This is a genomic window from Neoroseomonas terrae, assembly GCF_018129025.1.
Lineage (GTDB): Bacteria > Pseudomonadota > Alphaproteobacteria > Acetobacterales > Acetobacteraceae > Neoroseomonas > Neoroseomonas terrae.
On the sequence record NZ_JAAEDI010000006.1, the window covers coordinates 87,721 to 102,417 of the forward strand.

12 protein-coding genes are annotated in these 14,697 nt (G+C 68.9%); 1 reads left to right on the forward strand and 11 read right to left on the reverse strand.

What is annotated here, in order from left to right:
- The first annotated feature begins 71 nt into the window (after window positions 1–71).
- Window positions 72–2,633: a protein translocase subunit SecD gene (secD, locus tag GXW78_RS06915; RefSeq protein ID WP_211867313.1), complete on the forward strand. Its 2,562-nt coding sequence runs from the start codon at window positions 72–74 to the stop codon at window positions 2,631–2,633.
- Between the two features lie 85 nt (window positions 2,634–2,718).
- Here secD and GXW78_RS28600 read toward each other — a convergent pair whose 3' ends face one another.
- The 11 genes from GXW78_RS28600 to GXW78_RS06970 form a co-directional block, all read right to left on the reverse strand.
- Window positions 2,719–2,934, reverse strand: a complete 216-nt coding sequence (locus GXW78_RS28600; RefSeq protein WP_211867315.1) for a type 2 periplasmic-binding domain-containing protein — start codon at window positions 2,932–2,934, stop codon at window positions 2,719–2,721.
- A gap of 85 nt (window positions 2,935–3,019) precedes the next feature.
- On the reverse strand, window positions 3,020–4,189 hold the full coding sequence (locus GXW78_RS06925) for an iron-containing alcohol dehydrogenase (protein WP_211867317.1): 1,170 nt from the start codon (window positions 4,187–4,189) through the stop codon (window positions 3,020–3,022).
- Window positions 4,189–5,073: a 3-hydroxyisobutyrate dehydrogenase gene (gene mmsB, locus GXW78_RS06930; protein ID WP_211867319.1), complete on the reverse strand. Its 885-nt coding sequence runs from the start codon at window positions 5,071–5,073 to the stop codon at window positions 4,189–4,191. The genes GXW78_RS06925 and mmsB overlap by 1 nt, the downstream gene beginning before the upstream one ends.
- 11 nt (window positions 5,074–5,084) lie before the next feature.
- Window positions 5,085–6,065 carry a Bug family tripartite tricarboxylate transporter substrate binding protein gene (locus GXW78_RS06935; RefSeq protein ID WP_211867321.1) on the reverse strand — a complete coding sequence of 327 codons (981 nt, stop codon included), beginning with the start codon at window positions 6,063–6,065 and terminating at the stop codon, window positions 5,085–5,087.
- Between the two features lie 16 nt (window positions 6,066–6,081).
- Entirely contained in the window at window positions 6,082–7,656 is a 1,575-nt protein-coding gene (locus tag GXW78_RS06940; protein WP_211867323.1) for an FAD-dependent monooxygenase, read from the reverse strand.
- Between the two features lie 54 nt (window positions 7,657–7,710).
- Complete coding sequence (locus tag GXW78_RS06945) at window positions 7,711–8,772, reverse strand: ABC transporter ATP-binding protein (protein ID WP_211867325.1); 1,062 nt, start codon at window positions 8,770–8,772, stop codon at window positions 7,711–7,713.
- The gene (locus GXW78_RS06950; protein ID WP_211867327.1) at window positions 8,769–9,755 is read right to left on the reverse strand and encodes an ABC transporter ATP-binding protein; all 987 of its coding nucleotides are present in this window, start codon (window positions 9,753–9,755) and stop codon (window positions 8,769–8,771) included. Before GXW78_RS06950 ends, GXW78_RS06945 begins: the two co-directional genes overlap by 4 nt.
- 10 nt (window positions 9,756–9,765) lie before the next feature.
- Window positions 9,766–11,199 carry an amidohydrolase family protein gene (locus tag GXW78_RS06955; RefSeq protein WP_211867329.1) on the reverse strand — a complete coding sequence of 478 codons (1,434 nt, stop codon included), beginning with the start codon at window positions 11,197–11,199 and terminating at the stop codon, window positions 9,766–9,768.
- A gap of 56 nt (window positions 11,200–11,255) precedes the next feature.
- Window positions 11,256–12,851 carry an ABC transporter substrate-binding protein gene (locus GXW78_RS06960; RefSeq protein ID WP_211867331.1) on the reverse strand — a complete coding sequence of 532 codons (1,596 nt, stop codon included), beginning with the start codon at window positions 12,849–12,851 and terminating at the stop codon, window positions 11,256–11,258.
- 28 nt (window positions 12,852–12,879) lie between these two features.
- Window positions 12,880–13,758 (reverse strand): ABC transporter permease, encoded by an 879-nt coding sequence (locus GXW78_RS06965; protein ID WP_211867333.1) that lies wholly within the window; start codon window positions 13,756–13,758, stop codon window positions 12,880–12,882.
- Entirely contained in the window at window positions 13,755–14,696 is a 942-nt protein-coding gene (locus GXW78_RS06970) for an ABC transporter permease (protein ID WP_211867335.1), read from the reverse strand. Before GXW78_RS06970 ends, GXW78_RS06965 begins: the two co-directional genes overlap by 4 nt.
- Window position 14,697 lies beyond the last annotated feature (1 nt).

Consider the following 14,697-nt stretch of genomic DNA (forward strand, 5'->3'; position numbering starts at 1 on the left):
CGGACGGGGTTGCATCCGCTGCACCCCCTCGCCATTGTCCGCCCGGCTTCATACTGGGATTTCTGCTGCCCATGCTGCATTTCGCGCGCTGGAAGACCATCGCGATCCTGTTGGTCTGCCTGGTCGGCACGCTCGTCGCCGCGATCAACCTGGTGCCGCGCTCGGCCCTGCCGAGCTGGTTCCCCGACCAGCGGGTAAGCCTCGGCCTCGACCTTCGGGGCGGCTCGTACCTGCTGCTCGAGGTCGACCTCAACACGGTGGTCCGAGAGCGGCTGGACGGCATGGTGGACGGCGCGCGCACGCGGCTGCGCACCGCCAATGTGCGCTACACCAACCTCAACGCCGAGCCGGCGAACCGGCGCATGGGATTGCGCGTGCTCGATGCCGCGCAGATCCCGACGGCCGTCACGGCGCTGCGCGAACTGGCCAATCCCGTCCGCCTGGCGACCGGGCAGGAAGTACCGGACATCGACGTCACGAGCAGCCCCGACGGCCAGGTCTGGGCCACGCTGACCGAAGCCGGCCTTCGCGCCAAGGCCAGCGGCGCGGTCGAGCAATCCATCGAAATCGTCCGCCGCCGTATCGATGAGACGGGCGTTTCCGAGGCGCTGATCGCCCGCCAGGGCCAGTCGCGCATCCTAGTGACGCTGCCGGGTGTCGAGGACCCGAACCGAATCAAGGAACTGCTGGGCCGTACCGCCCGCATGACCTTCCATCTGGTGGACGAGAACGCCGGCATGGCGGCCACCCCGCCCCCAGGTGTGATGTTCCTCCAGGGTGAGCGAGAGGGCGAACGATACGCGGTGCGCCGCCGGGTCGAGGTGGATGGTGCGAACCTGACCAACGCCCGCGCCGGCCAGGACAGCCGCACCGGCGAATGGGTCGTGAATTTCCAGTTCGATTCCGTCGGCACGCGCCGCTTCGCGGAGATCACGCGCAACAACGTCGGCCGGCCCTTCGCCGTGGTGCTGGACGACAAGGTGATCACCGCCCCCGTCATCCGCGAGCCGATCACCGGTGGACAGGGCCAGATCAGCGGGTCCTTCAACGCGCGCGGCGCCAACGACCTGGCCGTGCTGCTGCGCGCCGGCGCCCTGCCCGCGCCGCTGACCGTGGTCGAGGAACGCACCGTCGGGCCAGAGCTCGGCGCCGATGCGATCCGCGCCGGCATTCTGTCCCTCGCGGCCGGCACGCTGTTCGTCTTCCTTTATATGGGGCTCGCCTACGGGTTGTTCGGCTGGTTCGCCAACATCGCGCTGCTGTTCAACATCGTTCTGATGATGACGGGCCTCACGCTGCTGGGCGCGACACTGACGCTACCGGGCATTGCCGGCATCGTGCTGACCCTCGGCACAGCGCTCGACGCGAACATCCTGATCAACGAGCGCATACGTGAGGAAACGAAGCTAGGACGAACACCGATCAACGCCCTGCAGGCAGGCTATACCAAAGCCTCCGGCACCATCCTGGACTCCAACCTCACTAACCTGATCGCGATGGCCTGCCTCTACGGCTTCGGATCAGGCCCGGTGAAGGGCTTCGCGGTCACCGTCGCCATCGGCACCGTGGTGCAGATGTGGACCGCGACGGTGCTGACGCGCCTCATGGTCTCCTGGTGGTATCGCCGGACCCGGCCGAAGGAGCTGCCGGTGATCCAGCGGCCCGGCCTCTCGATCATCGAGCGCCTGAAGCGCCCGCTGTTCCGCATCTTCCCCGACGAGACGCGCATTCGCTTCATGCGCGGGGCGCGGATCGGGCTGGTGACCTCGGCGGTCCTGTCGACCGCCTCCGTCGCCCTCGCCTTCTACCCGGGCCTCGAAAAAGGCATCGACTTCAAGGGCGGCATCGAGATGGAGGTGCGTACGCCGGAAGCGGGGGATATCAGCGCACTGCGCAGTGCGGTCGGTGGCCTGAACCTCGGCGACGCCACCATCCTGCAATTCGGGGACGCCTCCACCTTCGCCATCCGCCTGCCCGCCCAGGGCGACGAGAACGCCGTGCAGAACGCGGTCAACGCCGTCCGGGGTTCGCTCGAACAGGTCGCCCCCGGCACGCGCATCCTGCGGGTCGAGGCGGTCGGCAACCGCATCTCGGACGAGCTGTTCCTTGGCGGGCTGATCGCGCTGGCCCTCTCCTTCGCCGCGATGCTCGCCTACATCTGGTTCCGCTTCGAATGGCAGTTCGCCATCGCCGGCGTCACCACCCTGATGCTCGATACCACGAAGGTTATCGGCATCATGGTGGTCACCGGAATCGAGTTCAACCTGACGACCGTGGCGGCGATTCTGACGATCATCGGCTTCAACGCGAACGACAAGGTCGTGGTCTTCGACCGCATGCGGGAGAACCTGCGCAAGTACAAGACGATGCCGCTCGACAACCTCGTCGACCTCTCGATCAACGAGACGATGAACCGCACCCTCGGCACCTCGGTGACGCTGCTGCTCGCCGCCGTGCCGCTCGCGCTGTTCGGGGGGGATACGCTGTCCGGCTTCGGCTGGCTGATGGTCGCCGGCATCGTGGTGGGGACCTCGTCCTCCACCTTCATCGCCGCGCCGATCGTGCTGTTCACCGGGCGGCGGACGCTGCGGCGGGATGAGCCGCCGGCCGGCACGACGCCCGCCAAGGCATAAGCGCGGCGCTTCCCGGCCATTCAGGCGCGGCCCCGCTGGGGGCCGTGCCGCCGATGTCATTCGACCCAGATGTCGCCCTTCCGGATCACCCCGCCCAGCCTTCCACCTCAGTGCGCAGGAAGGTCGCGGTGCCCCCGGGGCTGCGGCCATCCACCAGCAGTCCGATATCGGCAAGCCGTGACGTCATGGCGGGATCGCGGAGGATCTTCGATGCCTCGGTCGCGGCGCGCATCACGATGTCCCGCGGCGTCGCGGCGGGGGCGAGGATCGTCGACCAGGTGCTGACATCGAAATCCGCCACGCCGCCCTCGGCGATGGTCGGGATCCAGGAGGAGTGCGGCGATGGATTCCCTCCATTATCGTTCCCTCCCTGGCTGTCGGGCGAATCAGTCGGCCCACGCCCGTTTGTACAAGGCAACGATCATCCCGGCATCGGGCACGGCGGGGTTGTTCGCCGGGCTGCCGGAGGCGAGCGCCTGTTCCGCCATGGTCGGCAGCAGGCCTTCCCAGGCCGCGGCATCGATGCCGAAGGCCGCGGGCGTCGGCACGGCCAGGTCGCGGTTGAGCGCCCGCAATTCCTCGAGCAGCTTCGCCGCGGCTGATTGATCCCCTTCAGCGGCCGTCGCGACGCCCATGGCCCGTGCAGCCTCGGCATAGCGCGGCAGCGCGGCGTTCAGGCCGTACTCGGTCACGGCGGGCAGCAGCATCGCGTTCGACAGGCCATGCGGCACGTGGAAATGCGCCCCGATCGGCCGCGACATCCCATGCACCAGCGCCACCGACGAATTGCTGAAGGCGATACCCGCCAGCGTCGCGCCCTTCATCATCGCGGCGCGCGCTTCGGCATTGGACGGTTCGCGATACACGGTGCGCAGATTGGGTGCGATCAGCCGCATGGCCCGCAGCGCATACTCATCCGCTTCGTCATTCGCTCGCTTCGAGACGAAGGCCTCCAGCGCATGCGTCAGGCTGTCGATGCCGGTATCGGCCGTCGTGCGTGGCGGCACGGAGAAGGTCAGTTCGTAGTCCACCACCGCGGCCAGCGGCAGCGCGCCGAGCCCCGCGATCAGCATCTTCTCGTCGCGCTCGCTGTCGGTGATGACGGTGAAGCGCGTCGCCTCGCTCCCCGTGCCGGCCGTGGTCGGCACGCACACCACGGGTAGCGCCGCGCGGTTCGCCTGCGCCGGCACCTTGAAGTCGCGCATCTTCGCACCCGGCGCGGCCGCGCCGAGGATTGCCATCGCCTTCGCCGTATCCATCGGCGAGCCGCCACCGAATCCGACCAGGCAGTCATAGTCACCGGCCTTCATCGCGACGACGCCGGCCTCAATCACCGTGTCGGTCGGGTCGGGCACCGTGTCGCTGAACACGCCGGGCGCGAGGCCGGCGGCGCGCAGCGGCGCCAGCACCTTCTCGACCGTGCCGGAGGACACCATCCACGGATCCGTCACCACCAGCGGCTTCGACAGGCCGAACTGGCCGAGCACCTCGGCAACCTTCGCGCAGGCGCCGCCGCCGATCATCAGCAGGCGCGGCGATACGAAACTCGTCGTCATCATCCCTTCCCTTCGCGGATCATCGCGATGATCCCGGAGAAATCCTTCCCCCCGCCGCCGCCATCGACGAAGCGGTCGAACAGCGCCAGCGCGAGCGCGCCAACCGGTGTCTCCACCCCCGCATCCTTGGCGGCCTGCTGCGCGAGACCGAGATCCTTGCGCATCAGCGCCGCCGTGAAGCCCGGCGCGTAGTCCCTGTTCGCCGGGCTGCCCGGCGCGGGACCGGGTACCGGGCAGTAGGTGTTCAGCGCCCAGGACTGCGCGGTCGATTTCGAGCAGACATCGTACAGCGCCTGGGCCGACAGCCCGAGCTTCTCCGCCATCACGAAGGCTTCCGACGTCACCGCCATCGTCGCGGCAAGCATCATGTTGTTGCACAGCTTGGCGACCTGGCCGGCGCCGGCTTCTCCGCAATGGACGATGGTCTTGCCCATCGCCTCCAGGATGGGCCTCGCGCGCGCGACCGCGTCGTCCGACCCGCCGACCATGAAGGTGAGCGTCCCGGCCTCCGCCCCCATCACGCCGCCCGAGACCGGCGCATCGATGAAGGGCTGCCCCGCCTTGGCCGCGACATCACGCGCCGTCGCCACGTCGATGGTCGAACAATCCATCAGCAGCGCGCCCTGTCGTGCGGCCTTGGCGAGGCCTCCCTGCCCCAGCCAGGCATCGCGCACATGCTCGCCCGCCGGCAGCATGGTGATGACGAAATCCGCCTCCGCCGCCGCCGCCGCTGCCGAGAAACCGGCCGTAGCACCCGCCTCGACCACCGCATCCACCGCGGGTTGCACGATGTCGAACACCACCACCTGATGCCCGGCCCTGAGCAGGTTGCGCGCCATCGGCGCCCCCATCCTGCCGAGCCCGACGAAGCCGATGCGCGCCATGCTGCCCTCCCCTACTCCGCGCGAATGCCGACGCGGCGGATCAGGTCGCCGAGGCGGACGAATTCGCGTTCGTTGCGTGCCTGGTAGACCTCCGGCGTGCCCGGCAGCGGCCGGGCGCCGAGCTCGGCCATGCGTGCGGCGGTCTCCGGCTTTTCGAGGCCGGCGCGCAGCGCTGTATTGAGACGCTCGATGATCTCCGGCGGCGTGCCCCGCGGCGCGACCAGGCCGAACCACGCCGTGACCTCGTAGCCCGGCAGCGTCTCCGCAATCGCGGGAATGTCGGGGTTCGCCGGCCAGCGCTCGGCGGATGTCACGCCGATCGCGACCAGGGCGTTGGAGCGGATATGCGGCAGGATGGAGGGCAGGTTGTCCGTGCCGAAATCGATGCGGCCCGGCAGCAGGTCGACCATCATCGGGGAACTGCCGCGATAGGAGACGTGCGTCGCCTCGAACCCGCCCATCAGGCGGAACAGCTCGGCGGCAAGATGGGTTGATCCGCCGATGCTCGTCTCGCCGTAGGACATGGTGCGGCTCTTCGCCATCGCGATCAGCGCGCCGGCATCGCGCACGCCGAGGCCCGGATGCGCGGCGATCAGGTTCGGCACCTCCGCGATCTGGCTGATCGGCAGGAAGTCCTTCAGCGGATCGTACCCGGCATTGCTGTAGAGATGCGGGTTGATCGCATTGGTGCCCGGCGAGCCGAGCAGCAGCGTATAGCCATCGGCCGGGCTGCGGAGCACCGCCTGGGCGGCGATGTTGGACCCGGCACCTGGCCGGTTCTCCACGACCACCGGCTGGCCCAGCGATTCCTGGAGTATCTGCGCGGCGATGCGGCCAAGGATGTCGGTCGTGCCGCCCGCCGGAAAGCCGACCATCAGCCGGATCGGCCGGTTCGGCCAGGACGCCTGCGCAAGCGCAGGTGCGGCGAGAAGCGCGGTTGCGGCGCTAAGCAACGCGCGACGGCGAAGGGCAACGGTGGATGCGTCGGACAAGGGTCCCTCCCGGGGATCAGTTGTCCCTAGTGTCGGTAGCGCCTTGCCCGCTTGTCAAACCACCGATGCCGAAGACGCGGGCGAGCACATCGTGCAGCCCGGCATGATCCGCCGAAGGCCCGCGCCAGGCGACATAGCCATCCGGCCGCACCAGCCAGGCACCCGCCGCCGCGCCGTACACCGCGGCGAAGTCGCCCGTCGCATCCTGCAGCAGCGTGACGCCGTACCGGTCCGCCTCGGGCGCCTCCGTGACGGCGACGACGCGCAGCCCGGCGACGCGCGGCAGGGCATCGGAATCGGCGGGGCGATGCAGGAGCAGCACCGGTTCCGTACCGCGGAGCATCTCGAAGACGCGCAGCGGAAAGCCCACGCCATGGCGCCGCAGCCCGCCGGCGTCGGGCGCGCGATCGCCGGCCGGCGGACCATCCGCACCGCCATCGTCGCGCACCCAGGCGCTGCCGCGATAATTGACGAGAAGCTGCGTGTCCTCGAGCCGGTCAGGCTTCGGGCCGCCACGGCCAAGGTTCATCGAGGCCGCCAGGGTGCGCGCCACGACGTCCTCGCCAACCGGTCGCCGCTCGGCCTCGTAGCTGTCGAGCAGCGCCGGCGGCGCGCGCCCGGCCGTGACCGCGGCGAGCTTCCAGGCGAGGTTGTAGGCATCCTGGATGCCGGTGTTCATCCCCTGCCCGCCGGTCGGCGGATGGATATGCGCGGCATCGCCGGCGATGAAGACGCGGCCTTCGCGATACTTCGCGGCAAGGCGCATGCTGATGCGGAACATCGAGGACCAGCGCAGCTCCGACAGCACCGGCCGATCGGGCAGCAGGTCGTCCGCCACCGCTTGCAATGCGGCAAGGTCCGGCCCCGCCATCTCGGATTGGAGACCGTGGCCGGTGCCCTCGCCGATCCCGTCCGGCGCGAGCATCGAGACCCGGAAACGTCCGGGTTCCGGCAAGGGGATGGCGACGAAAAGGTCAGGCGCCGCATCCTCATGCGGCCGGATCGCCATGAGCGCCATGCCATAGGGCAGATCGGTCGCCATATGGATGTCGCCGAGCATGAAGGTCATCGGCATCGCCTCCCCCTCGAACGCGATGCCGAGGGCGCGGCGCACCGCGCTATGCGCGCCATCGCATCCGATGACATATCGGAAGCGTTCGGGCGCGGCGGCACCGGACAGGCGGACGGTCACGCCATCGGGGTCCTGCTCCAGGGTCTCGAGCGCGACGCCCCGCTCGATGGCGATGCCGTGCCGGGCGAGATGCCGGGTCAGCAGCCGTTCCGTCTCATACTGCGGCAGGCCGAGGGTGGCGAAGGGCAGGTCGCTGAGGTCGCGTGTCGTATCCACTGGCGGGCGGCCCGGGATGATGAGGCGCTGGCCCGTGATCCAGAGGCCGGCGTCGATCATCTCCTGCGCGATGCCCATATCCTCCCACACTTCAAGGGTGCGGGGGGTGACGCCGATGGCGCGACAGAAGCGCAAGGGCTCCGCCGCCTTGTCGACGATGCGGCAGACGATGCCGTGGCGCGCCAGTTCGCAGGCCATGGTCAGCCCGACCGGGCCGGCTCCGACGACGAGGACATCCGACATGCGCGACTTCCCTGCTGCGGTGCGGACTGTGCCCGCACGCACCGCGTCAGTCCATCACGCCGCGCGGGCCCTGGCGTAGAGAGCGAGGCGCCTCGCCGCAGCCTCCGACAGCCCGCCGGCGAAATCGAGCCCGGCGGGCGGCAGCGTTTCCGCGAAGTGGCAAGCGGCCTCATGCCCGTCCGCCATCGGGCGCAGCGCCGGGGCCTCGGACCGGCAGCGGTCCTGGGCGAAGGGGCAGCGGGTGTGGAAGCGGCAGCCGGGGGGCGGGTTCATCGGGCTCGGCACATCGCCGCCCAGCGGCTTCACCTGGCCGCGCCGCTGCGGGTCCGGATGCGGGATCGCGGCGAGCAGGGCGCGCGTGTAGGGGTGGCGCGGATTGGCGAAAAGGTCGGCCTTGTTCCCGATCTCGACGATCTGGCCGAGATACATGACCGCGACCCGGTCCGCGACGTGCTTCACCACGGCGAGGTCGTGGGCGATGAACAGATAGGCGAGGCCGAAGCGCCGCTGCAGGTCCTTCAGCAGGTTCACCACCTGCGCCTGGATCGAGACGTCGAGCGCGCTGACCGGCTCGTCACAGACGACGAGGTCCGGCTGCACGGACAGCGCGCGCGCGATGCCGATGCGCTGCCGCTGGCCGCCCGAGAATTCATGCGGGTAGCGCTGCGCATGGAAGCTGCGCAGCCCGACCAGGGAGAGCAGCTCCTCGACCCGCTTGCGGCGCGAGGCCGCGTCGCCGATGCCGTGCACCGCCATCGGCTCCGCGATGGTGTCGGCGACGGTCAGCCGCGGGTTGAGGCTGGCATAGGGGTCCTGGAAGACGATCTGCATGCGCCGGCGCATCGCCCGCTGCGCGGCGCCCGTGATGCGGGTGACGTCGGCGCCCTCAAAGCGGATGGTGCCGGCCGAGGGTTCGATCAGCCGCAGCACCAGACGTGCCGTGGTGGACTTGCCGCAGCCGGATTCACCGACGAGCGCAAGCGTCTCGCCACGCTTCACGCTGAAGGAGACGCCATCCACGGCGCGCACCGTTCCAACCTGCTTCGCCAGGATCAGCCCTTCCCGTACCGGGTAGTGCTTGGCAAGGCCAGTGACGTCCAGAAGGGGCTCGCTCATGCTGCGAAGGCCTCGACAGGCGCGCGCAGGCAGGCGGCCTGATGGCCCTCCGCGATCGGGCGCAGCGGCGGCTGCTCGGATCGGCATTCCGGCACCGCGAAGGGGCAGCGCGGGTGGAAGCGGCAGCCCTTCGGCAGGGCGAAGGGCGGCGGCACGCTGCCCTCGATGGCGAGCAGGTTCTCACGCTCCTCGTCCAGCCGTGGCACCGACCCCAGCAGGCCGAGCGTGTAGGGATGCATCGGGTCGCCGAACAGCGCGCCGGCGGGCGCGCGTTCGACCACGCGGCCGGCATACATGACCGCGACCTCATCGGCCATCTCCGCGACCACGCCGAGATCATGCGTGATCAGGATGATGGACATCCCCGTCTCCTGCTGCAGGTCGCGCAGCAGGTCGAGGATCTGGGCCTGCACTGTCACGTCGAGTGCGGTCGTCGGCTCATCCGCGATCAGCAGCTTCGGCTTGCAGGCGAGTGCCATGGCAATCATCACGCGCTGGCGCATGCCACCCGAAAGCTGGTGCGGGTACTCGTCGAAGCGGCGTTCCGGCGCGGGAATGCGGACGCGCTTCAGGGCGTCGATGGCGCGGTCGCGCAGATCGGCCTTGGAGGCGCGGGCATCGTGCGCGCGCATCGCCTCGGTGATCTGGAAGCCGACGGTATGGACCGGGTTCAGGCTGGTCATCGGCTCCTGAAAGATCATCGCGACCTGGCTGCCGCGCACATCGCGCATCTCGGCGTTCGACAGCGACAGCAGGTCGCGCCCATCGAGCGCGACATGCCCGGCCGCGACGCGCCCGGGATGCGCGACGAGGCGCATCACCGAGAGCGACAGCACGGATTTGCCGCAGCCGGATTCACCGACGATGCCAAGCGTGCGGCCGCGCGGGACGGAAAGATCGACGCCATCCACGGCAGCGATCTCGCCGCCATGGGTACGGAAGACGGTGCGAAGGCCGTCGATGCGAAGAAGGTCGTCCGTCATGCGATGCGCATCACGACCAGTAGAAGGTCGGCGGTGCGATCTTCTCCGCACTGCGATGCGCCCAGTCGCGCTGCGGCACGCCGGCCGCGACACGCTTCTGCGATTCGTTCAGGTGCTCGGCGGCCGCGCGATAGTCCATGGTCAGGACCTCGCCGTTCTCCACCACCTTGTTGCCATCCACGAACACCGCCTTCAGGGCGCGGTCGCCGGCCGCATAGATCAGGCTGCGGACCGGATCGTAGGCCGGGCGGATCATCGGATGCGTCACATCCACCAGGGAGAAATCCGCGCGGCATCCTGCGGCCAGCCGGCCGATGTCGTCGCGGCCGAGCGCCTGCGCGCCGCCGATCGTCGCGGCGTTGAACAGGTCGGTCGTCGTCATGGTGCGCGGGTCGCCGGCCTGGGTACGGGCGATGTGGGCGGCCAGCCGCATCTCATCCAGCATATTGTGCGGATAGGTATCGGTGCCGATGCCGATATTCACGCCACGGCGGATGTAGCGGCCGACATCCTTCATTGCGATGCCCCGCCGAGCGAAGACAGTCGGGCAATGCGCGACCGTGGTGCCGGTCTCGGCGAGGCGCGCAAGATCGGTCTTGGTGTGCCAGGGCGTCGAGGGGTGGTCGTCGAGGAAGATGCCATGCCCGATGATGGAGCGCTCGCCAAGCAGCCCCATGGAATCCAGCCAGGCGATCGGCGTCACGCCGTGGCGGCGCGTGATCTCGTGGAACTCCACCACGGATTGGGCCGCGTGGATCTGCCAGGACAGGCCGCGCGCCTTGGCTTCCTGGTTGCTCTCCTTCAGCAGGCCCGCCGAGCAGGTGTCGATCTGCGCCGGCACCACCATGCCGAAAAGGCGGCCGGATTCATGCTGCTCGGCACGTTCGACGAGGCGCAGCGCCTCCTCCATCGCCTTCTCGCCGGCCTTCTCGTCCCATTCGTATTCGACGACATGGCCGTTCTTCGTGAACCAGCGGGCGGAGCGGAACATCGGCGCGATGCAGACGCGCATGCCGGCCTCGGCCAGCAGGTCGAGCCAACCCGGATGCGCCATGGACAGATCGGCGAGGGTCGTGACGCCCGACAGCAGCAGTTCCGACAGCGCGACGCGCACGCAGCTCGGCACCGCTTCCGCATCGGCGCGGAAGATCGGCATGTATTCGTAGAGCGACGAATTGTAGAGGCCGGGCGAGCCGATCTCGTCGAGGAAGCCCTTGTTCAGCGGCTCGCTGGACGGATGGGAATGGATGTTCACGAGGCCCGGCATGACCATCAGGCCCTTGCCATCGATCACCGTATCGGCGGCGCCTTCATAGCCGCGGCCGACGAAGGAAAGCGTCCCGTCGGTGAAGGCCATGTCGGCATCGGGCAGATAGGTGTGCGCCTTCGCCGAAGCGTCCCAGGCGACGATGAGATCAGCGGCTTTGATCAACGTGGTGGTCATGGCGTGCCTTCCTCGATCGTGGATGGCGGGGCCCGGCGACGGGCCCCGCCGGTGCGTCAGCGCGTCAGCCGGATGTCGAGGCCCTTGTAGAGCGCCGCGCCATAGATGCCGTGGGCGCGAACGCCCTCGACGCGCTGGGCCGAGGCGACCCAGAGCTGCTCATGCGCCAGCGGCAGCCAGACATTGTTCTCGGCGATGATGCGCTGCGCCTGCGCGATGGCGTTGGCACGCACCTGCGGGTCCACCGCCTGGCGGGACTGCACCAGCGCCTCGTCCGTCGTCGCATCCACCCAATTCATGCGGTTCGGCGTCGGACGGTTGGCCGAAGCGAAGTACAGCGAGAAGGCATCCGACGCGGTCACATAGGGGTAGGACATGATGAAGGCGTCGAATTCCTGCGTCGCCAGCCGACCCCAGACGACGGTGCCATCCCAGAGCTGGATGCGCATGTCGATGCCGATGCGGCGCAGATCCGCCTGCATCGATTCCAGCATCTGGCGATTGGCCTCGCCCTGGCTGCCATAGACGACGAAGGTCGCGCGCTGGCCGTCCTTCACCCGGACGCCGTCCGGCCCCATCGCCCAGCCGCCGGCATCGAGCACGCGCCGTGCCTCATCCGCGTTGAACTGCGGCACCAGCCCGGCGGCCGTCGCATCGAAACCCGAGACATTCGGGTTGAGGTAGCCGCGCATCGGCGTCGCCGCGCCGAAGAAGGTCGCCTGGACCAGCGCCGGCCGGTTCACGCCGAGATTGATGGCGCGGCGGATCACCGGGTCGCTCACCACCGGCTTGTCGACCTTGAAGCCGATGAAATAATCCCAGAAGTAGCTTTCCGGCGTCGACATGCGGATGTTCGGCATGCGGCGGAGCTGCTGCACGGCGATATGGGGAATGTACTGGGTGATGTCCCCCTGCCCCGTCTGCAGCGCGGCAAGCCGCGTCTGGCTCTCCGGGATCAGCCGCCACACGATGCGGTCCACCTGCGGCGCCGTGTTCTGGTAGATGGGCGGCCCCCAATTGTACCGGGGGTGGCGCTGCAGCACCATGTCCTGCCGCGGCGTCCAGGACACCCAGCAATAGGGGCCGGTGCCGTTGAAGCCCTGCACGCCGAAATTCTGGCCGAGCCGTTCCACGGTCGCCTGATCGACGATGGAGGCGAAAGACAGCGTCAGCTGGTACAGCAACTCGCCATAGGGCGCGGTCAGCTCGTACTCGACGGTGTGGTCGTCGACGGCGCGGACTTCCCTCACCGGGCCGGCGCGCCAGCGCACCGGGGACCGCGTCGCGGGGTCCAGCCAGCGGTTGATCGTGTAGACGACGTCGCGCGCGGTGAACGGCTTGCCGTCGCAGAAGGTCACGTCGCGGCGCAGGTGGAAGGTGTAGGTCTTGCCGTCCTCGCTGACCGACCAGCGCTCCGCGAGGCCCGGGCGGATCGTCGCCATGTCGAAGTCGAGCGAAACCAGCGTGTCGCTCATCATGTAGAGCACTTCGCTGGCGGCGCGCGCGGTCGAGCGCGGCGGGTCGTAATTGTCGGAATCGAGCGCCCGCAGGATCTGCAGCGTGTTGCGCGGATTGGCCTGCGCCGATGCCTGCTGCGCCGGCAGCAGGGCGGCGAGCGCCAGCGCCGCCGCGCCCATCGTCTTCCTGATCATCGTGAGTCCCCCATTCATTGTCGTTGCGTCAGAAGCGAAGCCGCGGGTCGAGCGCGTCCCGGAGCGCGTCCCCCAGCACGTTGAAGGCCAGCACGATCGTGAAGATCACCACACAGGGGATCACCGCGATATGCGGCGCGAAGAACAGGAAGTTGCGCCCCTCGGAGGCCATCGCGCCCAGTTCCGGGATCGGCGGCTGTGCTCCCAGCCCGAGGAAGGACAGCGCGGAGCCCAGCAGGATCACCTGCCCGAAACGCAGCGTGACGAAGACGAAGATCGCAGACAGGCAGTTCGGTGCGAGATGGCGGAAGATCAGCCGCGCATCAGTCATGCCCGTCGCCCGCGCCGCCTCGATGTAGTCCAGCCGCATCACCACCAGCGCCGAGCCACGCACGATGCGCGCCATCAGCGGCACTGTCGCGACCGACAACGCGATCACCACCGACAGGATGCCCGGCCCGAAGATCGCCGCGATCGCGAGGCCGACGAGGATCGCGGGGAAGGACAGCAGCATGTCCATCACCCGCATGATCGGCCCGTCCAGCCAGCGCTGGTAGAACGCCGCGAGGAAACCGAGCAGCGCACCGATGCTGCCACCCGCCAGCACCGACGCGAACCCCATCAGCAGCGAGACGCGCAGGCCGAACAGCAGCCGCGTGATGAGGTCGCGCCCCTGCGCATCCGCGCCGAGCGGCAATCCTTCGCTGCCCGGCGGCTGCATCGCCTTGGTCAGGTCGTTGTCATACGGATCGGTCGGCGCCAGCAGCGGCGCGAAGACCGCGGCACCGATCAGCAGGATGACCAGCATCAGGCTGATCGCCGCGCCCGGATCCCGCAGCAGGCGCGACAGCACGCCGGGGCGTGGCGGGGCGACCGGGGTGTCCTCGGTTTCCACGGCCGCGCTCATGCTGCGCGCACCCGCGGGTCAAGCGCCGCGTAGAGAACGTCGACGGCGAGGTTGACCAGGATGAAGCCGAGCGACAGCACGATGATGCATCCCTGCGCCATGGGGAAATCGGAAGACAGGATGGCACCGACCGCAAGGCGGCCGACGCCGGGCCAGGAGAACACCGTCTCCGTCACCACCGCGCCGCCGAGCAGGAAGCCGATCTGCAGCCCGACGAGGGTCACCACCGGCACCAGCGCGTTGCGCAGCGCGTGGCGCAACACGACCAGGCGTTCCGGCAGGCCCTTCGCACGCGCCGTCCGCACATGGTCCGCAGTCAGCACATCCAGCACCGCGGTGCGCGTCATGCGCGCGACGGGCCCGATGAACACGCCGCCGAGCGTGATCGCCGGGAGGATCAGCGACATCGCGCCTTCCGGCGTGTAGAATGGCCCGGCGCGGCCGGTGAAGGGCAGCAGCTGCCACTGGAACCCGACGAACCAGATCAGCACCAGGCCCAGGAAGAACACCGGCACCGACACGCCGGCCACCGAGATCGCCATGATGGCGCGGTCGAGCAGCGATCCGCGCCAATACGCCGCCAGCGTGCCGAGCAGGATGCCAAGCGGGATCGACCAGAACAGGCTGGCCACCATCAGTTCGACGGTCGCGGGAATCGTCGCGCCGAGTTCCTGCACCACCGGCACGTTGTTGATGATCGAACTGCCGAGATCACCATGCAGCAGCCGCCAGACATACAGGCCGAACTGCACGTAGAGCGGCTGATCGAGCCCGAGGTCGGAACGGATCGCCTCGATCACGTCCGGCGTCGCGGTAGGCCCGGCGCGCACTGTCGCCGGGTCGGTTGGTACCACCTGCATCAGCAGGAAGCCGATCAGCACGACGCCGAACATGACCGGGATGGCCAGGATCAGCCGATGAATGGCATGACGAAGCACG